The organism is Plantimonas leprariae, assembly GCF_008802405.1.
Classification (GTDB): domain Bacteria; phylum Pseudomonadota; class Alphaproteobacteria; order Rhizobiales; family Rhizobiaceae; genus Plantimonas; species Plantimonas leprariae.
On the sequence record NZ_VZDO01000021.1, the window covers coordinates 1 to 25,808 of the forward strand.

Annotated in this window: 39 protein-coding genes and 1 tRNA gene; 35 read left to right on the top strand and 5 right to left on the bottom strand. The window is 66.1% G+C overall.

All coding sequences use genetic code 11. The features are described from left to right. Positions 1-180: 180 nt before the first annotated feature. The 32 genes from rpsJ (at position 181) to F6X38_RS20335 (ending at position 20,071) form a co-directional block, all read left to right on the top strand. Positions 181-489 (top strand): 30S ribosomal protein S10, encoded by a 309-nt coding sequence (rpsJ, locus tag F6X38_RS20185; RefSeq protein WP_007066362.1) that lies wholly within the window; start codon positions 181-183, stop codon positions 487-489. Between the two features lie 59 nt (positions 490-548). Next, the gene (gene rplC, locus F6X38_RS20190; RefSeq protein ID WP_150972945.1) at positions 549-1,274 is read left to right on the top strand and encodes a 50S ribosomal protein L3; all 726 of its coding nucleotides are present in this window, start codon (positions 549-551) and stop codon (positions 1,272-1,274) included. A 1-nt stretch (position 1,275) separates the two neighbouring features. Continuing rightward, positions 1,276-1,896 (top strand): 50S ribosomal protein L4, encoded by a 621-nt coding sequence (rplD, locus tag F6X38_RS20195; protein WP_150972947.1) that lies wholly within the window; start codon positions 1,276-1,278, stop codon positions 1,894-1,896. Further along, positions 1,893-2,186: a 50S ribosomal protein L23 gene (locus F6X38_RS20200; protein ID WP_150972949.1), complete on the top strand. Its 294-nt coding sequence runs from the start codon at positions 1,893-1,895 to the stop codon at positions 2,184-2,186. The genes rplD and F6X38_RS20200 overlap by 4 nt, the downstream gene beginning before the upstream one ends. Before the next feature lie 25 nt (positions 2,187-2,211). Continuing rightward, positions 2,212-3,048 carry a 50S ribosomal protein L2 gene (gene rplB / locus F6X38_RS20205; protein ID WP_150972951.1) on the top strand — a complete coding sequence of 279 codons (837 nt, stop codon included), beginning with the start codon at positions 2,212-2,214 and terminating at the stop codon, positions 3,046-3,048. 15 nt (positions 3,049-3,063) lie between these two features. Further along, positions 3,064-3,342 carry a 30S ribosomal protein S19 gene (gene rpsS / locus F6X38_RS20210; RefSeq protein WP_150972953.1) on the top strand — a complete coding sequence of 93 codons (279 nt, stop codon included), beginning with the start codon at positions 3,064-3,066 and terminating at the stop codon, positions 3,340-3,342. A gap of 2 nt (positions 3,343-3,344) precedes the next feature. After that, a complete protein-coding gene (gene rplV, locus F6X38_RS20215; RefSeq protein WP_150972955.1) occupies positions 3,345-3,734 on the top strand; it encodes a 50S ribosomal protein L22 in 390 nt (129 codons plus the stop codon). Then, the gene (gene rpsC / locus F6X38_RS20220; protein WP_150972957.1) at positions 3,734-4,450 is read left to right on the top strand and encodes a 30S ribosomal protein S3; all 717 of its coding nucleotides are present in this window, start codon (positions 3,734-3,736) and stop codon (positions 4,448-4,450) included. Before rplV ends, rpsC begins: the two co-directional genes overlap by 1 nt. Positions 4,451-4,476: 26 nt before the next feature. Further along, entirely contained in the window at positions 4,477-4,890 is a 414-nt protein-coding gene (gene rplP / locus F6X38_RS20225; protein WP_150972960.1) for a 50S ribosomal protein L16, read from the top strand. Positions 4,891-4,900: 10 nt separating this feature from the next. Next, positions 4,901-5,098: a 50S ribosomal protein L29 gene (rpmC, locus tag F6X38_RS20230; RefSeq protein WP_150972962.1), complete on the top strand. Its 198-nt coding sequence runs from the start codon at positions 4,901-4,903 to the stop codon at positions 5,096-5,098. A 12-nt stretch (positions 5,099-5,110) separates the two neighbouring features. Further along, complete coding sequence (gene rpsQ, locus F6X38_RS20235) at positions 5,111-5,365, top strand: 30S ribosomal protein S17 (RefSeq protein ID WP_150972964.1); 255 nt, start codon at positions 5,111-5,113, stop codon at positions 5,363-5,365. Between the two features lie 151 nt (positions 5,366-5,516). Beyond that, on the top strand, positions 5,517-5,885 hold the full coding sequence (gene rplN / locus F6X38_RS20240; RefSeq protein ID WP_150972966.1) for a 50S ribosomal protein L14: 369 nt from the start codon (positions 5,517-5,519) through the stop codon (positions 5,883-5,885). Positions 5,886-5,897: 12 nt separating this feature from the next. After that, on the top strand, positions 5,898-6,221 hold the full coding sequence (gene rplX, locus F6X38_RS20245) for a 50S ribosomal protein L24 (protein ID WP_150972968.1): 324 nt from the start codon (positions 5,898-5,900) through the stop codon (positions 6,219-6,221). Then, positions 6,214-6,771: a 50S ribosomal protein L5 gene (rplE, locus tag F6X38_RS20250; RefSeq protein WP_150972970.1), complete on the top strand. Its 558-nt coding sequence runs from the start codon at positions 6,214-6,216 to the stop codon at positions 6,769-6,771. The genes rplX and rplE overlap by 8 nt, the downstream gene beginning before the upstream one ends. 24 nt (positions 6,772-6,795) lie before the next feature. Continuing rightward, a complete protein-coding gene (rpsN, locus tag F6X38_RS20255; protein WP_150972972.1) occupies positions 6,796-7,101 on the top strand; it encodes a 30S ribosomal protein S14 in 306 nt (101 codons plus the stop codon). Positions 7,102-7,114: 13 nt separating this feature from the next. Then, complete coding sequence (gene rpsH / locus F6X38_RS20260; RefSeq protein WP_150972974.1) at positions 7,115-7,513, top strand: 30S ribosomal protein S8; 399 nt, start codon at positions 7,115-7,117, stop codon at positions 7,511-7,513. Between the two features lie 43 nt (positions 7,514-7,556). Further along, positions 7,557-8,090 (top strand): 50S ribosomal protein L6, encoded by a 534-nt coding sequence (rplF, locus tag F6X38_RS20265; RefSeq protein WP_150972976.1) that lies wholly within the window; start codon positions 7,557-7,559, stop codon positions 8,088-8,090. Positions 8,091-8,100: 10 nt separating this feature from the next. After that, positions 8,101-8,463 (top strand): 50S ribosomal protein L18, encoded by a 363-nt coding sequence (gene rplR, locus F6X38_RS20270; RefSeq protein WP_150972978.1) that lies wholly within the window; start codon positions 8,101-8,103, stop codon positions 8,461-8,463. A 145-nt stretch (positions 8,464-8,608) separates the two neighbouring features. Beyond that, positions 8,609-9,178, top strand: a complete 570-nt coding sequence (gene rpsE / locus F6X38_RS20275; protein WP_150972980.1) for a 30S ribosomal protein S5 — start codon at positions 8,609-8,611, stop codon at positions 9,176-9,178. Between the two features lie 11 nt (positions 9,179-9,189). Beyond that, a complete protein-coding gene (gene rpmD / locus F6X38_RS20280; protein WP_150972982.1) occupies positions 9,190-9,384 on the top strand; it encodes a 50S ribosomal protein L30 in 195 nt (64 codons plus the stop codon). Between the two features lie 16 nt (positions 9,385-9,400). Continuing rightward, entirely contained in the window at positions 9,401-9,877 is a 477-nt protein-coding gene (gene rplO / locus F6X38_RS20285) for a 50S ribosomal protein L15 (protein WP_150972984.1), read from the top strand. 138 nt (positions 9,878-10,015) lie between these two features. Next, positions 10,016-11,359: a preprotein translocase subunit SecY gene (secY, locus tag F6X38_RS20290; protein ID WP_150972986.1), complete on the top strand. Its 1,344-nt coding sequence runs from the start codon at positions 10,016-10,018 to the stop codon at positions 11,357-11,359. Beyond that, a complete protein-coding gene (locus F6X38_RS20295) occupies positions 11,356-12,021 on the top strand; it encodes an adenylate kinase (RefSeq protein ID WP_150972988.1) in 666 nt (221 codons plus the stop codon). The genes secY and F6X38_RS20295 overlap by 4 nt, the downstream gene beginning before the upstream one ends. Positions 12,022-12,206: 185 nt before the next feature. Continuing rightward, positions 12,207-12,575, top strand: a complete 369-nt coding sequence (rpsM, locus tag F6X38_RS20300) for a 30S ribosomal protein S13 (protein ID WP_150972990.1) — start codon at positions 12,207-12,209, stop codon at positions 12,573-12,575. 84 nt (positions 12,576-12,659) lie between these two features. After that, on the top strand, positions 12,660-13,046 hold the full coding sequence (gene rpsK, locus F6X38_RS20305) for a 30S ribosomal protein S11 (protein WP_150972992.1): 387 nt from the start codon (positions 12,660-12,662) through the stop codon (positions 13,044-13,046). A 143-nt stretch (positions 13,047-13,189) separates the two neighbouring features. Beyond that, positions 13,190-14,224, top strand: a complete 1,035-nt coding sequence (locus F6X38_RS20310; protein WP_150972994.1) for a DNA-directed RNA polymerase subunit alpha — start codon at positions 13,190-13,192, stop codon at positions 14,222-14,224. A 140-nt stretch (positions 14,225-14,364) separates the two neighbouring features. Continuing rightward, positions 14,365-14,790 (top strand): 50S ribosomal protein L17, encoded by a 426-nt coding sequence (gene rplQ / locus F6X38_RS20315; protein WP_150972995.1) that lies wholly within the window; start codon positions 14,365-14,367, stop codon positions 14,788-14,790. A gap of 475 nt (positions 14,791-15,265) precedes the next feature. After that, on the top strand, positions 15,266-15,391 hold the full coding sequence (locus F6X38_RS24170) for a hypothetical protein (protein WP_281353088.1): 126 nt from the start codon (positions 15,266-15,268) through the stop codon (positions 15,389-15,391). Between the two features lie 161 nt (positions 15,392-15,552). Further along, entirely contained in the window at positions 15,553-16,941 is a 1,389-nt protein-coding gene (locus tag F6X38_RS20320; RefSeq protein ID WP_425482898.1) for a DegQ family serine endoprotease, read from the top strand. A gap of 9 nt (positions 16,942-16,950) precedes the next feature. Continuing rightward, a complete protein-coding gene (locus F6X38_RS20325) occupies positions 16,951-18,285 on the top strand; it encodes a replication-associated recombination protein A (RefSeq protein WP_150972997.1) in 1,335 nt (444 codons plus the stop codon). Positions 18,286-18,346: 61 nt separating this feature from the next. Beyond that, on the top strand, positions 18,347-19,336 hold the full coding sequence (locus F6X38_RS20330; RefSeq protein WP_150972999.1) for an RluA family pseudouridine synthase: 990 nt from the start codon (positions 18,347-18,349) through the stop codon (positions 19,334-19,336). Positions 19,337-19,339: 3 nt separating this feature from the next. Then, a complete protein-coding gene (locus F6X38_RS20335; protein WP_150973001.1) occupies positions 19,340-20,071 on the top strand; it encodes an ATP12 family chaperone protein in 732 nt (243 codons plus the stop codon). A gap of 5 nt (positions 20,072-20,076) precedes the next feature. Here F6X38_RS20335 and F6X38_RS20340 read toward each other — a convergent pair whose 3' ends face one another. Together F6X38_RS20340 and F6X38_RS20345 are read right to left on the bottom strand one after the other, a co-directional pair. After that, positions 20,077-20,862, bottom strand: coding sequence for a molybdopterin-dependent oxidoreductase (locus F6X38_RS20340; RefSeq protein ID WP_150973003.1), 786 nt, complete (start codon positions 20,860-20,862; stop codon positions 20,077-20,079). Further along, on the bottom strand, positions 20,849-21,676 hold the full coding sequence (locus F6X38_RS20345; protein WP_150973004.1) for a cytochrome b/b6 domain-containing protein: 828 nt from the start codon (positions 21,674-21,676) through the stop codon (positions 20,849-20,851). The genes F6X38_RS20340 and F6X38_RS20345 overlap by 14 nt, the downstream gene beginning before the upstream one ends. A 175-nt stretch (positions 21,677-21,851) precedes the next feature. Between F6X38_RS20345 and F6X38_RS20350 the strand changes: the two genes are divergently transcribed. Together F6X38_RS20350 and F6X38_RS20355 are read left to right on the top strand one after the other, a co-directional pair. Further along, the gene (locus tag F6X38_RS20350; RefSeq protein WP_150973006.1) at positions 21,852-22,913 is read left to right on the top strand and encodes a type III polyketide synthase; all 1,062 of its coding nucleotides are present in this window, start codon (positions 21,852-21,854) and stop codon (positions 22,911-22,913) included. After that, entirely contained in the window at positions 22,913-23,458 is a 546-nt protein-coding gene (locus tag F6X38_RS20355; RefSeq protein WP_150973008.1) for an isoprenylcysteine carboxyl methyltransferase family protein, read from the top strand. Before F6X38_RS20350 ends, F6X38_RS20355 begins: the two co-directional genes overlap by 1 nt. On the opposite strand, the gene F6X38_RS20360 is transcribed toward F6X38_RS20355, so the two are convergent. Further along, positions 23,422-23,883: a YaiI/YqxD family protein gene (locus F6X38_RS20360; RefSeq protein ID WP_161992862.1), complete on the bottom strand. Its 462-nt coding sequence runs from the start codon at positions 23,881-23,883 to the stop codon at positions 23,422-23,424. The two genes, F6X38_RS20355 and F6X38_RS20360, sit on opposite strands and share 37 nt — an antisense overlap. Positions 23,884-23,888: 5 nt before the next feature. Continuing rightward, positions 23,889-24,635, bottom strand: a complete 747-nt coding sequence (lipB, locus tag F6X38_RS20365) for a lipoyl(octanoyl) transferase LipB (protein WP_150973135.1) — start codon at positions 24,633-24,635, stop codon at positions 23,889-23,891. A gap of 136 nt (positions 24,636-24,771) precedes the next feature. Between lipB and F6X38_RS20370 the strand changes: the two genes are divergently transcribed. Next, positions 24,772-24,856: transfer RNA gene (locus tag F6X38_RS20370), tRNA-Leu, on the top strand. 213 nt (positions 24,857-25,069) lie between these two features. Here the strand turns inward: F6X38_RS20370 and F6X38_RS20375 are convergent. After that, on the bottom strand, positions 25,070-25,621 hold the full coding sequence (locus F6X38_RS20375) for a hypothetical protein (protein WP_150973011.1): 552 nt from the start codon (positions 25,619-25,621) through the stop codon (positions 25,070-25,072). Between the last annotated feature and the right edge of the window lie 187 nt (positions 25,622-25,808).

A 25,808-nucleotide genomic window follows, 5' to 3' on the forward strand; every position in this document is an offset into this window, starting at 1 on the left:
CCGGGATCGTGTCAAGCATCGTCGAGTGACGGGGGCGGGAAGGGTCTGACGGCCCGTCCCGTTTTCGATGCCGATGATCCGCCGCCCTCGGGCGGCGGGTTGGATGCAAGTGAAGAAGACCGCCGAAGCGCTCGGGATCACGCCGCCCCAACCGGCGACCCCGACGAGAGGACGAATTTGATGAACGGCCAGAATATCCGCATTCGCCTCAAGGCGTTCGACCACCGCGTCCTCGACGCGTCGACCCGCGAGATCGTGTCGACCGCCAAGCGCACCGGCGCGAACGTGCGCGGGCCCATCCCGCTGCCGACGCGCATCGAGAAGTTTACCGTCAACCGCTCGCCGCACATCGACAAGAAGTCGCGCGAGCAGTTCGAGATGCGCACGCACAAGCGCCTGCTCGACATCGTCGACCCGACCCCGCAGACCGTGGACGCGCTGATGAAGCTCGACCTCGCCGCCGGCGTCGACGTCGAGATCAAGCTCTAAGGAGCGACATGAACCGACCGGGCTCCGGCCCCTGGGTTCCTCTGGAGAAAGAACGAGAAATGCGGTCAGGTGTCATCGCACAGAAGGTCGGCATGACCCGCGTCTACAACGAAGCGGGCGAGCATGTGCCGGTCACGGTTCTCAAGGTGGAGAACCTGCAAGTCGTCGCGCAGCGCACGGAAGAGAAGCATGGCTATACCGCTGTGCAGCTCGGCGCCGGGCTGGCGAAGGTGAAGAACGTCTCGAAATCGATGCGCGGCGTGTTCGCGCAGGCGTCGGTCGAGCCGAAGACGAAGCTCGCGGAGTTCCGCGTGTCCGTCGACAACATGATCGAGATCGGTTCCGAGATCACCGCCGAGCATTTCGTGCCGGGCCAGAAGGTCGACGTGACCGGTACCTCGATCGGCAAGGGTTTCCAGGGCGTCATGAAGCGCCACAACTTCGGCGGCGGGCGCGCGACCCACGGTAACTCCGTGTCCCACCGCTCGCACGGTTCGACCGGCCAGCGCCAGGACCCCGGCAAGGTGTTCAAGGGCAAGAAGATGGCCGGCCATATGGGCCAGGTGCGCGTCACCACGCAGAACCTCGAAGTCGTGCGCACCGATGCCGACAAGGGTCTGATCCTCATCCGCGGCGCGATCCCAGGGTCGAAGGGCGGCTGGATCGAAATCCGCGATGCCGTCAAGGTCGCGCCGCACAAGGACGCGCCAAAGCCGGCCGCGCTGCGCGCTGGCGCGACGAAGAACGACGGCGCTGCCACTGTTGCCGCCGAGGGAGCCGAGTAACATGGACGTCACCGTCAAAACCCTCGACGGCAAGGATGCCGGCACCGTGACGCTGGCCGACGAGATCTTCGGTCTCGAGCCGCGCGAAGACATCCTGCAGCGCATGGTCCGCTGGCAGCTCTCGAAGCGTCAGGCCGGCACGCACCAGGCGCTCGGCCGCGCCGAGATCGCCCGCACCGGCGCCAAGCTCTACAAGCAGAAGGGCACCGGTCGCGCCCGTCACGGCTCGGCCCGCGCGCCGCAGTTCCGCGGCGGCGGCAAGGCCCACGGCCCGGTCTCGCGCAGCCATGCGCACGACCTGCCGAAGAAGGTGCGCGCGCTCGCGCTGCGCCACGCGCTCTCCGCAAAGGCGAAGTCGGACAGCCTGATCGTCATCGACGATCTCGTCGCGACGGAAGCGAAGACCAAGGCTGTCGCGAAGAGCTTCGCCGGCCTCGGCTTGGAGAACGCGCTGCTGATCGGCGGCCCGCAGCTCGACGAGGGGTTCTCGCGCTCGGCCCGCAACCTCGCCAACATCGACGTCCTGCCGGTTCAGGGCATCAACGTCTACGACATCCTCCGCCGCCGGACGCTCGTGCTGTCGAAGGCTGCGGTCGAGGCTCTTGAGGAGCGCTTCAAATGAGCGACCTTCGCCACTACGACGTGATCACCTCGCCGGTGATCACCGAGAAGTCGACCATGGTGTCGGAGTACAACCAAGTGGTCTTCAACGTCGCGCTGAAGGCGACGAAGCCGCAGATCAAGGCGGCCATCGAGTCGCTCTTCGGCGTGAAGGTCACGGCGGTCAACACGTTGATCCGCAAGGGCAAGGTCAAGCGCTTCCGCGGCCGGGTCGGTCGCCAGAGCGATCAGAAGAAGGCCATCGTCACGCTGGCCGAGGGCGACACGATCGACGTGTCGACCGGTCTCTGACGCGCGACGATCGGGATAACGAACCATGGCACTGAAGAACTTCAACCCGACGACGCCCGGCCAGCGACAGCTCGTCATCGTCGATCGTTCGGGTCTCTGGAAGGGCAAGCCGGTCAAGCAGTTGACCGAGGGCCTCAAGTCCGCCGGCGGCCGCAACAACTACGGCCGCGTCACCGCCCGTTTCCAGGGTGGCGGCCACAAGCGGACCTACCGCATCATCGACTTCAAGCGTCGTAAGCTCAACGCGGTCGGCACGGTCGAGCGGCTGGAATACGATCCGAACCGCACGGCCTTCATCGCGCTGATCCGCTATGAGGATGGCGAGATGGCCTACATCCTCGCGCCGCAGCGTCTCGCGGCCGGCGACAAGGTCGTGGCTGGCACATCCGGCGTCGACGTGAAGCCGGGCAACGCGATGCCGCTCGGCGCCATGCCGGTCGGCACGATCATCCACAATGTCGAGATGAAGCCCGGCAAGGGCGGTCAGATCGCCCGTTCCGCCGGGACCTACGCGCAGCTCGTCGGCCGCGAAGGCGGCATGGCGATCCTGCGCCTGAACTCCGGCGAGCAGCGGCTCGTCTCTGGCACCTGCTTTGCGACGGTCGGCGCGGTGTCGAACGCCGACCACGGCAACGTCAACCTCGGCAAGGCGGGCCGGTCCCGCTGGCTCGGCAAGCGCCCGCACGTTCGCGGCGTCGCGATGAACCCGGTCGACCACCCGCACGGCGGCGGCGAAGGCCGTACCTCGGGCGGTCGTCACCCGGTCTCGCCGTGGGGCCAGCCGACCAAGGGCAAGCGGACGCGTTCGAACAAGTCGACCGACAAGTTCATCACGCGCTCGCGCCACCAGCGCAAGTCGTAAGGAAGGGATCTTTTCATGACCCGTTCAGTCTGGAAGGGCCCGTTCGTCGATGGCTACCTTCTCAAGAAGTCCGAGAAGGTTCGCGAAGGCGGCCGCAACGAGGTAATCAAGATCTGGAGTCGTCGCTCCACGATCCTGCCGCAGTTCGTCGGCCTCACCTTCGGGGTCTACAACGGCAACAAGCATATCCCGGTCTCCGTCAACGAGGAGATGATCGGGCACAAGTTCGGTGAGTTCGCCCCGACCCGGACCTACTACGGTCACGGCGCCGACAAGAAGGCGAAGAGGAAGTAACGATGGGCAAGCCGAAGCTCGAGCGTCAGCTCAAGGACAACGAGGCGCGCGCCGTCGCTCGCACGATCCGCGTCAGCCCGCAGAAGCTGAACCTCGTCGCCGCCATGATCCGCGGCAAGAAGGTGGACACGGCGATCGCCGACCTGACCTTCTCGCGCAAGCGCATCTCGGAGACCGTGCTGAAGACGCTGCAAAGCGCCGTCGCGAACGCCGAGAACAACCACGACCTCGACGTCGACGCCCTCGTCGTTGCCGAGGCCTACGTCGGCAAGTCGATCGTGATGAAGCGCTTCCACGCCCGCGGCCGTGGCCGCGCGAGCCGGATCGAGAAGCCGTTCTCGCATCTGACCATCGTCGTCCGTGAGGTCGCGAGCCAGGAGGAGGCCGCCTGATGGGCCAGAAGATCAATCCGACGGGCTTCCGGCTCGGCATCAACCGCACCTGGGACTCGCGCTGGTTCGCAAACACCGGCGAGTACGGCCAGCTCCTTCACGAGGACCTCGCGATCCGCAAGGCGCTGATGGAAGAGCTGAAGCAGGCGGCAGTCTCGAAGATCGTCATCGAGCGTCCGCACAAGAAGTGCCGCATCACGATTCACTCGGCGCGTCCGGGCATCGTCATCGGCAAGAAGGGCGCCGATATCGAGAAGCTGCGTAAGCGACTCGCGACGATGACGAAAGCCGAGACGCACATCAACATCGTCGAAGTCCGCAAGCCCGAGACCGATGCGACGCTGGTGGCGCAGTCCATCGCGCAGCAGCTTGAGCGCCGCATCGCGTTCCGCCGCGCCATGAAGCGCGCCGTGCAGTCGGCGATGCGTCTCGGCGCGGAAGGCATCCGCATCAACTGCTCGGGCCGTCTCGGCGGAGCGGAGATTGCGCGCATGGAGTGGTATCGCGAAGGTCGCGTGCCGCTGCACACCTTGCGCGCCGACATCGACTACGGCACGGCCGAAGCGCACACCGCCTATGGCGTCTGCGGCGTAAAGGTCTGGATCTTCAAGGGCGAGATCCTCGAACACGATCCGATGGCGTCCGAGCGCCGCGCGGTCGAAGGCGATGCACCCGCGGGCGGCCGTCGCCGCGAGCGCGAGCGCGAGCACGCTTGATCCGCGCCGGTTTGGAGTGAACTGACATGTTGCAGCCGAAGCGCACGAAGTTCCGGAAGGCGTTCAAGGGACGCATTCACGGCAACGCCAAGGGTGGCACCAACCTCGACTACGGCTCGTTCGGGCTGAAGGCGATGGAGCCGGAGCGCGTCACGGCGCGGCAGATCGAGGCGGCCCGCCGCGCGATCACCCGCCAGATGAAGCGTCAGGGTCGCGTCTGGATCCGCATCTTCCCGGATCTGCCGGTCACCGCGAAGCCGACCGAAGTCCGCATGGGCAAGGGCAAGGGCGCGATCGAGTACTGGGCGGCGCGTGTCCATCCCGGTCGCATCATGTTCGAGCTGGACGGCGTTCCGGAGGATGTCGCCCGCGAGGCCCTGCGCCTCGGCGCGGCGAAGCTGCCGATCAAGACGCGCTTCATCCAGCGCATTCCAGAATAAGGAGAGCGACGTGAAAGCCGCCGAAATCAGGAACCTGACCGAGGACCAGCTGACCGACGAGCTGGGCAAGCTGAAGAAGGAGCAGTTCAACCTGCGCTTCCAGGCTGCGACCGGCCAGGTCGAGAACACGTCGCGCGTCCGGCAGATCCGCCGCGACATCGCGCGCATCAAGACGATCGCCGGCCAGAAGGCCGCGGCGAAGGCCTAAGGACGAAACGATATGCCCAAGCGCATCCTGCAGGGAACGGTCGTTTCCGACAAGAACGACAAGACGGTCGTGGTGCTCGTCGAGCGCCGCTTCACGCACCCGCTCTTCAAGAAGACGGTGCGTCGTTCGAAGAAGTACAAGGCTCACGACGAGACCAACGCCAAGAAGGTCGGCGATCAGGTCTTCATCCAGGAAAGCCGTCCGATCTCGAAGGACAAGACCTGGATCGTGGTGGAATCGGAAGCCGGAGCGGCGGCGAGCGCCTAATCGTCGCGGCAGTCCGGCGGCTTGTGGCCGCCGGTCTCGGCAGATGAAATACCTGGGACGAGCGCCTCATAGCGTCGGCCCGTACGAGTTTCAAACGGCAGGATGATCGCGGGTTTCTGCGGTGCCTGCCACGCAGTTAAGGCGGCCTGACATGATTCAGATGCAGACAAACCTCGACGTCGCGGACAATTCCGGCGCGCGTCGCGTCATGTGCATCAAGGTGCTGGGCGGCTCGAAGCGGAAGTACGCCTCGGTGGGCGACGTGATCGTCGTGTCCATCAAGGAGGCGATTCCGCGCGGCCGCGTGAAGAAGGGTGACGTGATGAAGGCGGTCGTGGTCCGTACGGCCAAGGACATCCGCCGTCCGGACGGTTCGGTGATCCGGTTCGATACGAACGCCGCTGTCCTGATCGACAACAAGAAGGAGCCGATCGGCACCCGCATCTTCGGACCCGTGCCGCGCGAACTGCGCGCCCGGAACCACATGAAGATCATCTCGCTGGCGCCGGAAGTGCTCTGAGGAACGACGACGATGCAGAAGATTCGCAAGGGCGACAAGGTCGTCGTCACCGCCGGCAAGGACAAGGGCCGTACCGGCGAAGTCCTGCAGGTCATGCCGAAGGAAGACCGCGCGGTCGTCCGCGGCGTCAACATGATCAAGCGCCACCAGCGCCAGACGGCGAGCCAGGAAGCCGGGATCGTTTCGAAGGAAGCTTCGATCCACCTCTCGAACCTGTCGATCGCCGATCCCAAGGACGGCAAGCCGACCCGCGTCGGCTTCAAGCTGGTGGGCGAGGGCGAGAACGCCAAGAAGGTGCGTTTCGCCAAGCGTTCCGGAGAACAGATCGATGCCTGAGGCTCAATACACCCCGCGCCTGAAGCAGGTCTACGGCGACGCCATCCGCAAGCAGATGCTGGAGCAATTCAGCTATGCGAACGAGATGATGGTGCCGAAGCTCGACAAGATCGTCCTGAACATGGGCGTCGGCGAGGCGACGGGTGATTCCAAGAAGCCGACCGTGGCGGCGGCGGACCTGGCGCTCATCGCCGGCCAGAAGCCGGTGATCACGCGGGCTCGCACTTCGATCGCGCAGTTCAAGGTCCGCGAGGGCATGCCGATCGGCACCAAGGTGACGCTCCGCAAGGACAGGATGTACGAGTTCCTGGATCGGCTGCTGCAGGTCGCGCTGCCGCGCGTCCGCGACTTCCGCGGGCTCAATCCGAAAAGCTTCGACGGCCGTGGCAACTATGCTATGGGCCTCAAGGAGCACATCGTCTTCCCCGAGATCAACTACGACAAGGTCGATCAGATCTGGGGCATGGATATCATCGTGTGTACGACGGCGAAGACCGACGAGGAAGCGCGCGCCCTGCTCAAGGCGTTCAACTTCCCCTTCCGCCAGTAACGGCCGCGAGACAAGGAGCCAAACATGGCGAAGAAGAGCTCGATCGAGAAGAACAACCGGCGCCGCAAGATGGTGGAGCGTCTCGCTCCGAAGCGCGAGGCGCTGAAGGCGATCATCATGAATCAGGATGCGCCGATCGAAGAGCGGTTCCGCGCGCAGCTGCAGCTTTCCGGCATGCCGCGCAACTCGTCCAAGACGCGGGTGCGCAACCGCTGCGAGGTGACAGGGCGTCCGCGCGCCTATTACCGCAAGCTCAAGATGTCGCGTATCGCGCTCCGGGAACTCGGCAACAACGGCCAGGTCCCCGGCGTCGTGAAGTCGAGCTGGTAAGGAGGCGAGTCCCATGTCCCTGTCCGATCCTCTCGGCGATATGCTGACCCGCATCCGCAACGCGGTCGAGCGCAAGAAGGGCAAGGTTTCGACCCCCGCCTCGAAGCTGCGCGGTCGCGTGCTCGACGTCCTGAAGGACGAAGGCTACATCCGCGGCTACACGGAAACCGCTTTCGAGAACGGCAAGTCGGAGTTCGAGATCGAGCTCAAGTACTACGAGGGCGCGTCGGTGATCCGCGAGATCGCCCGCGTCTCGAAGCCGGGCCGTCGCGTCTACGTGTCCGCCAAGACCATTCCGCATGTCGCGAACGGCCTCGGCATCTCCGTGCTTTCGACGCCGAAGGGCGTGATGGCCGACCATAGCGCCCGCGAGCAGAACGTCGGCGGCGAGGTGCTCTGCCGCGTCGTCTGACGACGACGCGCAGGCTCCTCCGCTTTCAGGTTAGGTTGAACTCATGTCCCGTATCGGCAAGAAGCCCGTATCGATCCCGGACGGCGTGACCGTCTCGGTCGACGGCCAGACGGTGAAGGCTAAGGGCGCGAAGGGCGAACTGTCCTTCGTCGTCAACGACGAAGTGCTCGTCAAGATGGAGAACGGCGCTGTCGCCGTGACCCCGCGCGACGAGACGAAGACCGCCCGTGCCAAGTGGGGCATGTCGCGCACGATGATCTCGAACATCTTCACCGGCGTGAAGACCGGTTTCGAAAGGCGGCTCGAGATCTCCGGCGTCGGCTACCGCGCGGCGATGCAGGGCAAGAACCTGCAACTCGCGCTCGGCTACAGCCACGACGTCGTCTATCAGGTGCCGGAAGGCATCACGGTCGCCGTGCCGCGCCCGGTCGAGATCGTCATCAGCGGCATCGACAAGCAGCAGGTCGGTCAGGTCGCCGCCGAGATCCGCGAATACCGCGGCCCCGAACCCTACAAGGGCAAGGGCGTGAAGTACGCCGGCGAGCGCATCGTCCGCAAGGAAGGCAAGAAGAAGTAAGGTCGGGACGATGGCTAGCCAAAAGGAAATGCTCCGCCGCCGCGCATCGCGCGTCCGCCGGACCGTCAAGGCGGTGGCCAACGGCCGCCCGCGCCTGTCCGTTCATCGCTCGTCGAAGAACATCTACGCGCAGGTCATCGACGACGCGCAGGGCGTGACGCTCGCGGCCGCGTCGACGCTCGATGCCGGTCTAAAGAAGGATCTGAAGACCGGTGCCGACATCGCCGCCGCCGCGGCGGTCGGCAAGCTGATCGCCGAGCGCGCCAAGGAAGCGGGCGTCGAGACGGTCGTCTTCGATCGCGGCGCCTTCATCTACCACGGCCGTGTCAAGGCGGTGGCGGAAGCCGCGCGCGAGGGCGGTCTCAGCTTCTGATCGCAAGGAGGGTTCTTCCCCTCCGACGCATCATCCAGTATGGCCGGGGCCGGAAACCGACACGGGTTTTCGGCTTTAGCCTTTCGCCGGGAAGCTTTCAGCTTCCTCAACGCAGCGCCTTCCGGAAAAGAACAAGGACAGGATCATGGCGCCCAGAAACGATCGTCAAGATCGTAACGATCGCGAGCGCGACGACGGTTTCGTCGACAAGCTCGTCCACATCAACCGCGTCGCCAAGGTGGTGAAGGGCGGCCGGCGCTTTGGCTTCGCCGCGCTCGTCGTCGTCGGCGACCTGAAGGGTCGCGTCGGCTTCGGCCACGGTAAGGCCCGCGAAGTGCCGGAGGCGATCCGCAAGGCGACGGAAGCCGCCAAGCGCGACCTGATCTTCGTGCCGCTGCGCGAAGCCCGTACGCTGCATCACGACGTCGCCGGCCGCCACGGCGCCGGCAAGGTCTACCTCCGCTCGGCGGAAGCCGGTACCGGCATCATCGCCGGCGGCCCGATGCGCGCGGTGTTTGAGGCGGTCGGCATGCACGACGTCGTCGCGAAGTCGATGGGCTCGTCGAACCCCTACAACATGGTTCGCGCTACTTTCGACGCACTGAAGAACTCGATGCATCCGAAGGACGTCGCCGCTCGCCGGGGCATCAAGTACTCCTCTCTCCAGAGCCGCCGCTCGAGCCTGATCGGCTCGGAAGAGCAGGCCCCGGCTTAAGGAGCGCTTCGATGTCGAACACGAAGAAGACGCTCGTCGTCGAGCAGATCGGCAGCCCGATCCGTCGCCCCGGCACCCAGCGCGCCACGCTGATCGGTCTCGGTCTCAACAAGCTGCATCGCCGCCGCGAGCTGGAGGATACACCTTCGATCCGCGGGGCGATCGCCAAGGTCAGCCACCTCGTCCGCATCGTGGACGAGGCGTAAGGCCGGAGGAAGCGTCATGAAACTCAACGAAATCTCCGACCTGCCGGGCGCCACGCACTCTCGGAAGCGCCTTGGGCGCGGCATCGGCTCCGGTTCCGGCAAGACCGCCGGTCGCGGCGTCAAGGGTCAGAAGTCCCGCTCGGGCGTGGCCATCAACGGCTTCGAGGGCGGTCAGATGCCGCTCTACCGGCGTCTGCCGAAGCGCGGCTTCGTGAACATCTTCGCGAAGGACTGGAACATCGTGTCGCTCGGCCGCATCCAGCAGGCGATCGACGCGGGCAAGCTCGCGGCGACCGGTTCGATCGACATCGCCGCGCTGAAGGAAGCCGGCGTCGTCCGCCGCTCGAAGGATGGCCTGCGCATCCTCGGCGACGGCGAGTTGACGGCGAAGGTCGCGCTGGTCGCGGACCACGCGTCGAAGTCGGCCGTCGAGAAGATCGAAAAGGCGGGCGGGTCGATCACCCTGCCGGCCGCGGCTTCGGCCGAAGCCTGACGACATAGAAGGAGCGGGGATGCTAGGCGTCTCCGCTCGCTTGCCCGGGCTTCCCGGACCGCATATCTCTCGCGCGTCGATCGAGCGGGCAAGGCGCGGGTCGCGAACCCATCGATCGGCTAGCCGGAGACCCTGGACATGGCATCGGCCGCGGAACAACTCGCCGCAAACCTGAATTTCGGCGCCTTCTCCAAGGCGACCGACCTCAAGAAGCGCATCTGGTTCACGCTGGGGGCGCTTCTCGTTTATCGGCTGGGCACGTACATCCCGATGCCGGGCATCAACCCGGAGGCGCTGGCGCGGGCGTTTCAGCAGCAGTCGACCGGCATTCTCGGCCTGTTCAACATGTTCGCGGGCGGCGCCGTCGGCCGCATGGCGATTTTCGCCCTCGGCATAATGCCGTACATCTCGGCATCGATCATCATCCAGCTCATGACGTCGGTGATCCCGTCGCTCGAGACCCTCAAGAAGGAGGGCGAGCAGGGCCGGAAGATCATCAACCAGTACACGCGCTACGGCACGGTGCTGCTCGCCGTCGTCCAGGCCTATTTCATCGCGGTCGGCCTGGAAACGTCGTCCAACATCGTCTCGGATCCGGGCCTGTTCTTCCGTATGTCGTCGGTGGTGACGCTGACCGGCGGCACGATGTTCCTGATGTGGCTCGGCGAGCAGATCACCGCCCGCGGCATCGGCAACGGCATCTCGCTGATCATCTTCGCCGGCATCGTCGCGAACCTGCCGACGGCGGTGGCGCATCTCCTCGATCTCGGACGCACGGGCGCGCTGTCGACGAGCGTTATCCTGCTGGTGATCGCGGTCGCGATCCTTTGCATCGCCTTCATCGTGTTCTTCGAGCGCGCCCAGCGCCGGCTGCTGATCCAGTATCCGAAGCGCCAGGTGGGCAACCGGATGTTCCAGGGCGACACCTCGCATCTGCCGCTGAAGCTGAACACGTCGGGCGTCATCCCGCCGATCTTCGCCTCGTCGCTACTGCTCCTGCCGGTGACGCTCGCGAACTTCTCCAACACGGCGAATCTGCCGCCTTGGGCGACGGCGATCGTCGCCTCGCTCGGCCACGGCCGGCCGCTCTACATGATTCTCTATGCCGCCATGATCGGCTTCTTCGCCTTCTTCTACACGGCGGTGGTGTTCAACCCGAAGGACACGGCCGACAATCTGAAGAAGCACGGCGGCTTCATCCCGGGCATCCGGCCGGGCGAGCGGACGGCGGAGCACATCGATTACGTGCTCACCCGCATTACGGTGATCGGCGCGATCTACCTGATCATAATCTGTCTGCTTCCCGAATTTCTGATTTCGGCGCTGGGCGTTCCGTTCTACCTTGGCGGCACGTCGCTGCTGATCGTCGTCAGCGTGACGATGGATACGGTGGCGCAGGTGCAGGGACATCTGCTCGCCCATCAGTACGAAGGCCTCGTCCGCAAGGCGAAGCTCAGAGGGGGGAGACGGGGCGCAAGATGAGGCTGATTCTGCTCGGGCCACCGGGGGCGGGCAAAGGCACCCAAGCCAAGAAGCTGATCGACCGATTCGGCATTCCGCAACTCTCCACCGGCGACATGCTGCGCGCGGCCGTCTCGGCCCAGACCGAGGTCGGATTGAAGGCCAAGGAAATCATGTCGGCGGGCAAGCTCGTGTCCGACGAGATCGTGATCCAGATCGTCGCCGACCGGATCGAGCAGCCGGACTGCGAGAACGGCTTCATCCTCGACGGCTTCCCGCGCACGCTCGCGCAGGCCGACGCGACCGAAACGATGCTGCACGGCAAGGGCCTGCGGCTCGACCACGTCATCGAGATGCGGGTCGAGGACGACGAGCTCGTCAAGCGCGTCGCGGGGCGGTTTTCCTGCGCGCACTGCGGCACGAGCTACAACGACGATGGTCAACGCCCGAAGGTCGAAGGCGTTTGCGACAAGTGCGGGCGTTCCGACTTCGTCCGCCGCCCCGACGACAATCCGGAGACGATGCGCACCCGGCTGAAATCCTATTACAAGGAAACGGCGCCGCTGGTGGGTTTCTACTACTGCAAGGGCATCCTGAAGTTCGTCGACGGAATGAAGCCGATCGACGAGGTGGCAAAGGATATCGCGACCGTGGTTTCGGAGGCGGAACCGCCGGCGACTTGAAGCCGACTTGGCGAGTACCCTCGAAAGGTTGACTTTCGAGGAATCGATGAACTATATCCGCCCGATACACGGTTCCGCTGCGATCGGGACGGCCCAATCGGGCGCGTTGCCTGGTCGTATTGGCTGACCGGCCGAAATCGTCGAAATCATGCGGGCGCGAGCGCCCATCCATCAGGAGTACGGCCTTGGCCCGTATCGCAGGCGTCAACATCCCGAGCAACAAGCGCGTCGTCATCGGGCTTCAGTACATTCACGGCATCGGCAAGTACTACGCGCAGCAGATCTGCGAGAAGGTCAAGCTGACGCCGGAGCGCCGGGTCAACGACCTGACCGACGCGGAAGTGCTGCAGATCCGCGAGATCATCGACCGCGACTATCAGGTCGAGGGCGACCTTCGCCGCGAGACCTCGATGAACATCAAGCGGCTGATGGACCTCGGCTGCTATCGCGGCCTGCGCCATCGCCGCGGCCTGCCGGTGCGCGGCCAGCGCACCCACACCAACGCCCGCACCCGCAAGGGTCCGGCGAAGGCGATCGCCGGCAAGAAGAAGTAATTTCGGCGCGTCCGGTTTCGGGCGCGATGCCGAGGTGGAGCCGCTGGCATTACGGCGGTGTCGATATCTTGAGGAAGTGAGAGAATGGCCAAGGAGCAGCGCGTTCGCCGCCGCGAGCGCAAGAACATCTCGACCGGCGTCGCGCACGTCCAGTCGACCTTCAACAACACGCTGATCACCATCACCGATGCGCAGGGCAACGCCATTTCCTGGTCGTCCGCCGGTCAGCAGGGCTTCAAGGGCTCGCGCAAGTCGACCCCGTTCGCCGCGCAGATCGCTGCCGAGGATTGCGCCCGCAAGGCGCAGGAGCACGGCATGCGCACGCTGGAAGTCGAGGTGTCCGGTCCGGGCTCCGGCCGCGAGTCGGCGCTCCGCGCATTGCAGTCGGCGGGCTTCACCATTACCTCGATCCGCGACGTGACGCCGATCCCGCACAACGGCGTTCGGCCGCGCAAGCGTCGCCGCGTCTGACGCAAAGTTCTTTTCGAGCCGACCGAGCCGCTCCCTCACGGGGGCGGCATTCGCGTTCGGACGACGAATAATCCGGGAGCCGGTCTCCCGCTTCGAATCTGTCGTCACGATTGGATGGTGGCGAAGATGGAAAGGCAAATGCCATGATCGCTAGCAACTGGCAGAATCTCACCAAGCCGGATCAGGTCGTCTTCAAGAGCGGCGGCAACCGCGCCAAGGCGTCGCTCGTCGCCGAGCCGCTGGAACGCGGCTTCGGGCTGACGCTCGGCAACGCGCTGCGTCGTGTGCTGCTTTCCTCGCTGCAGGGGGCGGCCGTCACTGCCATGCAGATCGACGGCGTGCTGCACGAGTTCTCCTCGATTCCGGGCGTCCGCGAGGACGTGACGGACATCGTGCTGAACGTGAAGGAAATCGCCATCAAGATGGAAGCCGAAGGGCCGAAGCGCATGGTCGTGCGCAAGTCGGGGCCCGGTGTCGTCACCGCGGGTGACATCTCGACGGTCGGCGATATCGAGATCCTCAATCCCGAGCACGAGATCTGCACTCTCGACGAGGGCGCGGAAATCCGGATGGAGCTGACGGTCAACACCGGCAAGGGCTACCGCCCGGCCGACCAGAACCGCGCCGAGGATGCGCCGATCGGCCTGATCCCGGTCGACTCGCTCTTCTCGCCGGTGAAGAAGGTCTCCTACCGCGTCGAGAACACTCGCGAAGGGCAGGACCTGAACAAGGACAAGCTCACGATGGAGATCGTCACCGACGGCTCCATCAGCGGCGAGGATGCGGTCGCCTACGCGGCGCGCATCATCCAGGACCAGCTTTCCGTCTTTGTGAACTTCGAGGAGCCGCAGCGCGACGTGCGTGGCGGTGTCGGCGGCGCGGCGGACGAGCAGATCGCGGAACTCGCTTTCAACCCGGCGCTGCTCAAGAAGGTCGACGAGCTGGAGCTTTCGGTCCGCTCGGCGAACTGCCTGAAGAACGACAACATCGTCTATATCGGCGACCTGATCCAGAAGACCGAGGCGGAGATGCTCCGTACCCCGAACTTCGGCCGCAAGTCGCTGAACGAGATCAAGGAAGTGCTGGCCTCGATGGGCCTGCACCTCGGCATGGAAGTGCCCGCCTGGCCGCCGGAGAACATCGACGATCTGGCCAAGCGCTTCGAGGACCAGTACTGATCCTCGTCCGACTCGACCCGTCGCGCTTGAGCGGCGGGTCTTCGCATATAGGCAATCATTCAAAGGCACATGCGCCCGGTTCCACGGGATAGCGAGGATGCCGACTGCCGGGTCTCCCGGCCTCTTTCGAGGGAAGAACCATGCGTCACGGAAACAGGGGCCGGAAGCTCGGCCGCACCCACAGCCACCGCAAGGCGATGTTCGCCAACATGGTGGCCTCGCTCATCGAGCATGAGCAGATCGTCACGACCCTGCCGAAGGCGAAGGACCTCCGTCCGATCGTCGAGAAGATGATCACGCTCGGCAAGCGCGGCGATCTTCACGCCCGCCGCCAGGCGATCAGCCAGGTCCGCGACCCGAGCGTCGTCACCAAGCTCTTCGACGTGCTCGGCCCGCGCTACGCCGAGCGGAACGGCGGCTACACCCGCGTTCTGAAGGCCGGCTTCCGCCGTGGCGACAACGCGCCGATGGCGGTAATCGAGTTCGTCGACCGCGATCCGGACGCGCGCGGCAAGATCGACCGCGACCGCGTCGAGGCGGAAGGCGGCGAGAGCGAAGCCGCCTGAACCGGCAGCAGAGCGGATACGAGACGAAGGGCCCTGCGGGGCCCTTTTTCGTTTCCTTCGCGAGCTTGATGCCGATGATGTGTGAGAGGGGCATCCGCAAATTGGTTGCGGCTACTCAGGAAGAAATCTTCCGAGTGGCTTTTTCGCAGCCCACCAACCGTCAGCCGATTGGCTAGTCGGTCAGCGGAAGTTCGTGCGGACACGAACCGTTTCCGCTCCACATCTTTGTTTTCTGTGCGAAATCGAGCGGTGCGACGGCTGTTGCCGCTTTGCGATAGGCGCTGGATGCCGCGTGTGCGATAGCCCGGCTCAACAAGCTGAGACAGCTTTTTTCGCGTCGGCGGGAAACCCGCTGGCGAAGACGGCATTCTTATGGCGAACGCACACGATGCCGCTCGGGGGAGTGGCGCTTTACGCGGATTAAATGAGTTCCATGCAAACTGCGGACATTCAACTCCAGTCGAGTAAGCATACCATGCGTCGTACGCTCCTCACCCTTCTCGCCGCCATCGGCGCTTTCGGCGTGTTGACCGCCAGCTACGCCACGGCGGAACTGCCTGTCGATGCCGCCACGGTATCGCAGGACACCGCCCAGCGCTGAGAGTTGCAGTTCCGATAAGTTGCGAGAAGGGGCCGTTCCGGCCCCTTTTTCGTTGTAATGGCATGGCTTCAAGGCGATGACGCTGAGCGAGTCGCGTTGCGAGGAATTGCCGTTTGAAGACCTATCCTTTCCTGATCGCCGTCCTTGGTTCCGCCGTCGCGCTGGGCGCCTCGCCGGTCGCGGCCCAGGCGCCGGTGCCGATCGCGCCGGCGACGTCGGGTGGGCAGGGCGATGCGGCGGTGCCGACCAGCCTACCGCAGATCAAGATGTCCTTCGCGCCGCTGGTGAAGAAGAGCGCCCCGGCGGTGGTGAACGTCTACGCGGCGAAGACCGTGCCCCAGCGCTCGCCCTTCGCCGGCGACCCGTTTTTCGAGCAGTTCTTCGGCGCGCAGCAGCGCCGCCAACCGCGCGTCCAGTCGTCGCTCGGCTCCGGCGTCGTGGTCGATCCGAGCGGGCTGATCGTCACGAACAACCACGTCGTCGCCGATGCGGACGAGGTGCGCGTGGCGCTAGCCGACGGGCGGGAGTTCGACGCCAGGCTTCTCGCGAAGGACGAGCGGATCGATCTCGCGGTTCTGAAGGTCGACAACCGCGAACCCTTCGCTTCGCTCGACATCGCCGACTCCGACCGGCTCGAGATCGGCGACCTGGTGCTGGCGATCGGCAATCCGTTCGGTATCGGGCAGACGGTGACGAACGGTATCGTCTCCGCACTGGCGCGCACGCATATCGGCACCAACGATTTCGGCTTCTTCATCCAGACCGACGCCGCGATCAACCCGGGCAATTCCGGCGGCGCGCTGATCGACAGTTCCGGCCGGCTGATCGGCATCAACACCGCGATCTTCTCGCGTTCCGGCGGCTCGAACGGCATCGGCTTCGCCATACCGTCCAACATGGTGAGGGTGTTCGTCGAAGCGGCGAAGACGGGCAAGCGCTTCGAGCGCCCCTTCGTCGGCGCGACGTTCACGCCGGTCAGCCGCGACGTCGCCGAAGCCGTCGGGCTCGACCGTCCGCGTGGTGCGCTGATTGAGAACGTCGCGAAAGACATGCCGGCCGCCGAGGCCGGTCTGAAGCCCGGCGATGTCGTCCTCGCCATCGACAGTTTCGAGATCGTCGACCCCGATACGCTCGGCTACCGGCTGGCGACGGCCGGCATCGGCAAGACCGTGAAGCTTTCGGTGCTCTCCGGCAACGAGCGCGAGACGATCGAGCTTCCCCTACGGCCCGCGCCCGAGAAGCCGGCGGCGGACAGGCGCGTGCTGAAAGGCGAGACGCCCTTCGCTGGCGCGAGCGTCGCGAACCTTTCGCCGAAACTCGCCGACGACCTCGACCTGCCCGTGACGCAGACCGGGGTGGTGGTGACGGATATCCAGCGAGGCTCCCTCGCGGCCCGGTTCGGCCTGGAGCCGAAGGACGTGATCCTCACGCTGAACGGCGACGAGGTGGAAAGCACGGCCGCGCTGGAGCGCATGGCGGTCGGCGCGCGCCGCGGCTGGCGGTTCGAGGTCGAGCGGGACGGGCAGCGGCTGACGCAGGTGGTGCGATGACCGAGCGGCATGGCTGACCTCTTCGGCGAGGATGCGCCGGCGCGGCCCGGCAAGGCGACCGACGAGGTGGCGAGTTCGCGCCCGCTGGCGGATCGTCTGCGGCCTCGCACGCTGGCCGAGGTCGTCGGGCAGGAGCATCTGACCGGCGAGGGCGGCGTCCTGACGCGCATGCTCGGCCAGCGGTCGCTCGGCTCGATGATCTTCTGGGGGCCGCCCGGAACCGGCAAGACCACTGTCGCGCGGCTTCTGGCGACGCAAGTGGATTTCGCCTTCGAGCAGATTTCCGCGATCTTCTCCGGCGTCGCCGACCTGAAGAAAGTGTTCGAGGCGGCCCGGCTGCGGCACCGCAACGGCCGGTCGACGCTGCTGTTCGTCGACGAGATCCATCGCTTCAACCGGGCGCAGCAGGACTCGTTTCTGCCGGTGATGGAAGACGGCACGGTTGTGCTCGTCGGCGCCACCACCGAGAACCCGTCCTTCGAGCTGAACGCCGCGCTTCTCTCACGCGCACGCGTTCTGATCTTTCGCGCCCACGATGCGACGAGCCTTGCCAAGCTGCTCGAGCGCGCCGAAGCCGCCGAGGGAAAGCCGCTGCCGATGGACGAAGCGGCCCGCGCCGCCCTGGTGCGGATGGCGGACGGCGACGGGCGCGCGATCCTGACGCTGGCGGAGGAGGTCTGGCGCGCCGCGCGACCCGGCGAGACGTTCGATGTCGCGGCCGTTCAGACGGTCGTGCAGCGCCGCGCGCCGGTCTACGACAAGGGGCAGGAGGGGCACTACAACCTCATCTCCGCGCTGCACAAGGCGGTGCGCGGCTCCGACCCGGATGCAGCGCTCTACTATTTCTGCCGGATGGTCGATGCTGGCGAAGACCCGCTTTTCCTTGGCCGGCGGCTGGTGCGAATGGCATCGGAGGATATCGGCCTCGCCGACCCGCAGGCGCTCGGCGTCGCGAGCGCGGCGAAGGACGCCTACGACTATCTCGGTTCGCCCGAAGGTGAGCTCGCGCTGGCGGAGGCCGTCGTCTACCTGGCGACCGCCCCGAAATCGAACGCCCTCTACGTCGCCTACAAGGCTGCGATGCGGGCGGCGAAGGAGAACGGTTCGCTTCTGCCGCCGAAGCACATCCTCAACGCGCCGACGAAGCTGATGAAGGACGAGGGCTACGCGGCGGGCTATCGCTACGACCACGACGAGCCGGACGCCTTCTCGGGGCAGGACTATTTCCCGACCGAGCTCGGCCGCCAGCGCTTCTACGACCCGACGCCGCGCGGCTTCGAGGCGACGCTCGCCAAAAGGCTCGACCACTGGGCGAAGCTGCGCCGGGAACGCGGCGGCGAGTGAGCGCGCTCGCGCCGCGCTTCGCCCGATGCTATCGGAGGCCCGTATCGTTCAAGGGCAGGCCATGGCGGTTGTCGCGCAGGTGAAGGTCGAGGCGGACGAGGCGGGACTTCGCCTCGATCGCTGGTTCAAGCTGCATTATCCGGGGCTCGGCTTCGGCCACCTCCAGAAGCTCCTGCGCTCCGGGCAGATTCGCGTCGACGGCGGCCGCGCCAAGGCCGATACGCGCATCGCGCCCGGCCAGACCATTCGCGTCCCGCCGATCGAGGCGGATGCGGCGCGCGGGCCGTCCGGGCCGCTGACGATGAACACCATCCGCGACCGGCACGATGGCGACGTGCTCTCGCAGATGCTGCTCTACGAGGACGACAAGGTGCTCGTTTTCAACAAGCCGGCCGGCTTGGCGGTGCAGGGTGGCTCGGGCGTCTCGCGGCATGTCGATTCGATGCTGGAGGCCTGGCGCAACAAGAAGGGCGAGAAGCCCCGCCTCGTCCATCGCATCGATCGCGACACCTCCGGCATCCTCGTCGTCGCGCGCACGCGCGGCGCGGCCGTGGCGCTGACCAAGGCCTTTCGCGAACGCGACAGCGAGAAGCTCTACTGGGCGGTGGTGAAGGGCGTGCCCCGCGAGCGGGAAGGGCGCATCTCCACGTATCTGGTCAAGCAGGCGACGCCGGACGGCGACCGCATGCGCATCGCCAAGCACGGCGATGCCGGCGCCGACCACGCTCTCTCGCACTACCGGGTCGTGGAAGCGCTCGCGCAGCGCTTCGCCTGGGTGGAGATGGAGCCCTATACCGGCCGCACGCACCAGCTCCGCGTCCACGCCGCGCATCTCGGCCATCCGATCATCGGCGATCCGAAGTATTACGAGGACGACCCGAACTGGGAATTCCCCGGCGGCGTCCAGAAGCGCCTGCACCTCCACGCGCGGCGCATCCGCATCCCGCATCCGGACGGGCAGGGGATGATCGACCAGATCGCGCCGCTGCCGCCGCACATGGTGCAGACCTTCAATCTCTTCGGTTTCGACGAAGCGTCCAGCGAGGCCTGACCCTTGTCCGACATCCGCCGGATCACCCAGCCCGAACTGCCGAAACGATTCTACGAAGCGGTGACCGTCAGCGCCGCGGATGGCGGCTATGCCGTGCTGCTCGACGGGCGCGGCGTGAAGACGCCGTCGCGCCGTCCGCTCGTGCTGCCGTCAGCCGCTGTTGCGGAGGCCGTCGCGGCGGAGTGGCGAGCGCAGGGCGAGCGCATCGATCCCGCCACCATGCCGGCGACCCGTCTGGCGAACACCGTGATCGAAGGCATCGCCGACGACCCCGCCGCGGTCCGCGACGATGCGGCGAAGTTCGTCGAATCGGACCTCCTGTTCTATCGCGCCGATGCGCCGACGGCGCTCGCGGAGCGGCAGCGTGCCGCCTGGGACCCGATCGTCGCCTGGGCGGAATCCCATGTCGGCGGCCGCTTCGTCCTAGGCGAGGGGGTCATGCACGTCGCCCAGCCGCCCGCCTCGCTCGCCGCCTTCCGCGCCTGGATCGGAAGGGAGAGCAATCCGTTCCGCATCGCGGCGCTGCACCAGATGACGACGCTCACCGGCTCGGTCCTCCTCGCGCTGGCCGTGCTCGAAGGCCGGCTGAACGTCGAGGCCGCATGGGCCGCGGCGCATGTCGACGAGGATTGGAACATCGAGCAATGGGGCGCGGACGCCGAAGCGGAAGCCCGCCGCGCCGGACGCTTTGCGGATATGCGCGCTGCAGCGATGCTTTCTGTCGCCGCGCCGTAAGCTGGTCAGATCCCCCCGAACCAGTCGTAGCCGTAGTCTTCCCAATAGCCGCCGCGGCCGCCACCGACGCCGGCCAGCGTGTCGGTGAGGCGGATGGCGCGGATGTATTTCGCCATCTTGTAGCCGAGCTGCCGCTCGACGCGAACGCGCAGCGGTGCGCCGTTCTCGACCGGCAGCGTCTGCCCGTTGCAGCCATAGGCGAGGATCGTCTGCGGGTGACGGGCGTCGACGAGGTCGATCGATTCGTAGTACTTCAGCGGCCCGGTGAAGCTCTGCTCCATCGTGTCGAAGCAGTCGAACATCACGTAGCGCGCATTCGGCTTCACCTCGGCCTGGTCGAGCACGCCGGCCAGCGGCGTGCCGGTCCACTTCGCGATGCAGCTCCACCCTTCCACGCAGTCGTGGCGCGTGACCTGCGTGCGGGACGGCATGGCGCGCAACTCGTCCAGCGACAGGCGTAGCGGCCGGTCCACCAGACCGCTCACCTCCAGCCGGTAGTCGGCGAAGGTCTTGCCGGCGAGCGCCAGATAGTCCTCGTCCTGCGGGCTCGTCGTGCCGTTCGGCCGCTGCGGCTGGCGGATCTCGCTCTCGGCGTATTCCACGGCCAGGTTGTCGGAACCGAGCAGCATGCGCTGGATGCGGTAGGTCAGCGAGTTCGCCCGCTCCACCACGTTGCGCACCGGTCCGCCGATCTCTCCGACCGAATCGAAGCAGCCGGACAGCGGCAGCGAAGCCGCGCCGACCGCCGAGGCGGTCAGGAAGCGTCGGCGGGATAGCTCAAACTTCGGCATCGGCGGACCTCGGTTCGGCGCGATACCAGCCGGTGATCATCGAACGCATCTCGTTGAACGGGCCCGCGAGAACCACCATCGCGACGTGAACCACGAAGAACAGCACCAGCGCGAGCATAACGGCGAAGTGGATGGTGCGGGCCGTTTGGCGCCCGCCGAAGAGGTCGAGCATCCAGGGCGCCAGCGAGTTGACGCCGGGCGACATGGTGAGGCCGGTGGCGAACATCAGCGGCAGCGCGACGAAAAGCACGGAGAAGTAGGAAAGCTTCTGCAGGACGTTGTACTCCCGCCGGTGCTCGAACCGAAGCCGCAGGTGGTTCCAGACGTCGCGCGGCAGGGCGCGAAGATCATGCGGGCGCGGCAGCAGGTCCTTGCGCAGATGGCCGTTGAACAGGCTGAACAGGAACCATGCGAAGAGGGTTCCGGCGAGGGTCCAGGCGAAGAAGAAGTGCACGACGCGTCCCGTGCCGAGATCGCGGAAAGATGGGATCGTCGCCCATGTCGGGAAGCTGCGTGGCGTCGGGCCCTGGTCGGTGTTCACCACGCCGAGCCAGCCGGTCGTATCGAACCGGTGGCCGAACAGATCGACGTATCCCGCCAGCGTCCCGTCCCCCTGCTGCGTCGCGTCGATCGAGAGGACGGAGTTGTCGAAGGTGAAGCCGGACTGCTGGCCGATATAGAGATCGGGCCGCGCCATAAAAATCTGCAGGCCGGAGAGCAGCAGGAAGAACAGGCACATCGCCCAGAGCCAGTGCGTCACCCTCGTCGGGATGCGCTGGCGATAGACGAGCGCGGTTTGCGTATTTCGAGCCATGTCTAGCGGTTCGCCCTGTCGCGGATCTCAGCTATGGTTTCGTAGCCGGACAGCTTATAGTTACGGCCTGCGTCAATAATCGGCTTGCAACCGCGACCACGTTTCCGTGTGAAGTTCGGGGCGGCGCTTCTTCGGCTCGAAGCCCGCTGCCCGAACGAGTGCCGGAGAGTCCTAAATGATCGCCACCGCCGAACGCCCGCTTCGGATTCGCGGCATCGCCACCGCCGTTCCCGACTTCCCGTTACCGCAGAAGGAGGTTGTTTCCCATGCGGCCGAAACGTTCGGCGGCCGAATGCGGGACTTCGAGCGGTTGCGCCCCGTCTTCGAGAACACCGGCATCGAGATGCGCTATTCGGTCCGGCCCTTCGAATGGTTCCACGAGACGCAGGACTGGCAGAAGCGCACCGAGGCTTATCTCGACGGCGCGACCGCGCTGTTCGTCAAGGCCGCCACCGGCGCGCTGGAAGCAGCCGGCATCTCGGCAGGCGAGATCGATACCGTCGTCGCCGTGTCGTCCACCGGCATCGCGACGCCTTCGCTGGAAGCGCGCGCCCATAAGCTGCTGGGTTTCCGGCCGGATATCCATCGCATCCCCGTCTTCGGTCTTGGCTGCGCCGGCGGCGTGTCCGGCCTGTCGCTGGCGTCGCGCGCGCTGCGCGCCGCGCCCGGCTCGAAGGTGCTGATGGTGGCCGTGGAGATCTGCACGCTCGCCTTCCGCTCCGACGAGATGACGAAGAGCAACCTCGTCGCGACCGCGCTTTTCGGCGACGGCGCGGCCGCGGTGGTGCTGTCCGACGAGGACGACGGCGATTTTCCGAGCATCGCGGCGGTCGGCGAGCATCTGTGGCCTGATACGCTGAACGTGATGGGCTGGCAGGTGGACCCCATCGGCTTCGGCGCGATCTTCTCCGCCTCCATCCCCGACATCGTCTCCTCGAAGATGCGACCCGCCGTGGACGAGTTCCTCCAGCGCCGCGGCGAGGGGATCGATAGTCTCGACGGTTTCGCTTTCCATCCGGGCGGAGCGAAGGTCATCGCGGTGCTGGAAGAGGCTTTTGATCTGCCCGAAGGCGAACTCGCGACCGAGCGGCAGATCCTGCGCGAGTTCGGCAACATGTCGGCGCCGACCGCGCTGTTCGTCTTGAAGCGCAAGCTGGAGGAAGGCATGGCGGGGCGGCGGCTTCTCGCGGCGCTCGGCCCCGGCTTCACCGGCAGTTTCGTGCGGATCGACGCCTGATGCAGGAGGCGCTCTGGCCGGCGGTACTGATCCTCGGCTACGTCACGCTGCAGCGGCTCGGTGAACTGGTGATCGCCCGCGCCAATACGAGGCGGCTGCTCGCGCAAGGCGGCATTGAGGTCGGTGCGCCGCACTATCCGCTGATCGTCGCGCTGCATGCGGCCTGGCTGGTGACGCTGTGGCTGCTCGCGCCGGGCCGCCCGGCGATGGTCGTGCCGCTGGTTCTGTTCGCGCTGGTGCAGGTCCTGCGGTTCTGGACGCTCGCCTCCATCGGCCGTCGCTGGACGACGCGCATCGTCGTCGTGCCCGGCGAAACGCTCGTCGCGCGCGGGCCGTACCGCTTCATCCGCCACCCGAACTATACGGTGGTGGTGTTGGAGATCGCGCTGCTGCCGCTCGTGTTCGGGCTTGGCTGGGTCGCGCTGCTGTTCTCGATCCTGAACGCGCTGGCGCTCGCCATCCGCATTCCCGCCGAGGCGAAGGCGTTGGCCGAGCACGCGCATCGGGTTCAGCCGTCTGCGGGCGCGGCGCGGCGGAGCGCCTGATCGAGGGCCTGGCGGAAGCGCGAGCGGTCGGCCGGCGTGAAGCTGCGGTTGTAGCCCTTGCTCTCGCCGGTCTCGCGCAGATGCTGCTTGAAGGCCCGCATCGACAGCGCCGTGCCGATCGTCTCCGGGGTGAAGGAGCGGCCGTCCGAGTTCAGCACGGCGGCGCCGCGTTCGAGTGCCCGGGCGGCGAGCGGGATGTCGGCGGTCACGACCACGTCGCCGGCGCCGGCATTCGTCGCGATCCAGTCGTCCGCGGCGTCGACCCCTGCCGCCACGGTGACGATGCGCGCGCCGGGATAGCGCGAGGGCCGGATGCCGCCGTTGGAAACGAGCACCATCGGGACGCCGTGCCGGTCGGCGATCTCCAGCGCCTCGTCCTTCACGGGGCAGGCATCCGCGTCGATGAAGAGCGTCGGCATGGCGATGCCGCTCAAGTCGCGTCGACGGTCGGACCGAACACGGCCTCGAAGCACCGCCTGAGCACCATGTCTGTTTCCGGCAGGGAAACCGGAATGCCGAGGTCCACGAGGCTCGTCACGCCGTGCTCGCGGATGCCGCATGGCACGATGCCGGCGAAGTGCGACAGGTCGGGGTCGACGTTCAGGCTGATGCCGTGGAACGTCACCCAGCGGCGCACCCGGATGCCGATCGCCGCGACCTTGTCCTCCGCTGTCGATCCATCCGGTTCCGGCGGCCGCTCCGGTCGGCGCACCCAGACGCCGACGCGGTCCTCCCGCCGCTCGCCCCTGATCTGGAATTCGCCGAGCGTGGCGATGATCCAACCCTCCAGCGCGGCGACGAAGGCGCGCACGTCCTGCCGCCGGCGGCGAAGGTCGAGCAGCACGTAGGCCACGCGCTGGCCGGGCCCGTGATAGGTGTACTGGCCGCCGCGCCCGCTTTGGAACACCGGCAAGCGCGCGGTGTCGACGAGGTCCCCGGCCTCTGCGCTGGTGCCTGCCGTGTAGAGCGGCGGATGCTCGACGAGCAGCACGGTCTCGCGCGCGCTGCCGTCCGCGATGGCGGCGGCGCGGCTTTCCATCAGCGCCACGGCCTCGTCGTATCCGGTCAGACCGGGCAGGAAGCGCCATTCCACCGGCGGCGAGCCCGGTGTGGCGAGGAAGCGCGACGTCGCCGCGGCAAGGCGGGGCTCCGAGGCGGAAGGCGTTCGAGCGAGCATCAACGGAATGTAGCGACGCGGAGCCTTGCGCGAAAGCATCGCGCATTCGCCGCCATGCCGCAAAAGCGCTTGTGCGCCGGAACCGCGTTTGTTACATGCCCGCAGCCGCTCGGAAACGGGCCGGCGAACACGGCGTGCGGTCGTGGCGGAATTGGTAGACGCGCAGCGTTGAGGTCGCTGTGGGGCAACCCGTGGAAGTTCGAGTCTTCTCGACCGCACCAGTCGTTTCGCGATGCCTTAGCGACAGTGCATTTGCTCAGGCTCGCCTTCTTACCGCGCATCAGGCGCCAGGCTGAAACTTCTTCCAGTCATCCGATCTGCCGTGCTTGAAGCGCATGCCGAACGGACATGCATACGCCGCCGATCGGCCGCGCCATCGGGCGGCCGTTCGACGAAACTGTGCGAGTGATTCTCGGATCACTCAGGCACCGCGGTCAGGCGGACCGCAGTTCCTCGCGCATCTTGTTGGCGCGCACCGCCGTCCGGGCGTACTGCTCCCAGGCCGAGCGGATCGATAGGAGATTGACGCCCAGGCCGACGGCGAGGTTCTCGAGCTCGTTGAGCGCGAAGAGGCTGCGGGAGAAGCGCTGGGCCAGATCGGCCGATAGATCGCCGTCGCGGGCATTGGAGATCGCCGAAGCAAGCTGCCGGCTTGTTTCCTGCACGTCCGGCGAGATCCGCGCGAAGTCCTGCATCATCCGGTCGCGCTCAGACTCGGCCATTTCCAGGATCGCCTTCTGCTGCTCCAGCAGACGCACGATCATGCGCCAATCCTCGACGCGCTTCTGCAGATCGTCGCCGAGGCCCTTGAAGCCGCCGGCGATCTTGCGCGGAAGCCGGGTAGCGGCGTCGACGGGCATGTCGGAATGTGCCATCGCCGGAAGAAAAGCCGAAGACTTTCGCGGGCTGTCGCCGAATTCCTTCAATTCGGCCTGAAGTGCCTCTGACATCTCCAGGCTAGTATCCTTCTGGTTGATCACCGACATCTCGATTGTTCCCGGACAATTCATTATCCCCGCCGCTGGGGAAGATGTCAGAACGGTTCGGGATAAGCAAACCGAGTATTAACAACTGGTTAACGAAGTTCCCGAACGTATCGATTCAGGCCGGTTTCTCCCCTTCTGGTTGTATTCTGGCGGGAAATGATGCTTCTATGCATCACTATACGTGTTT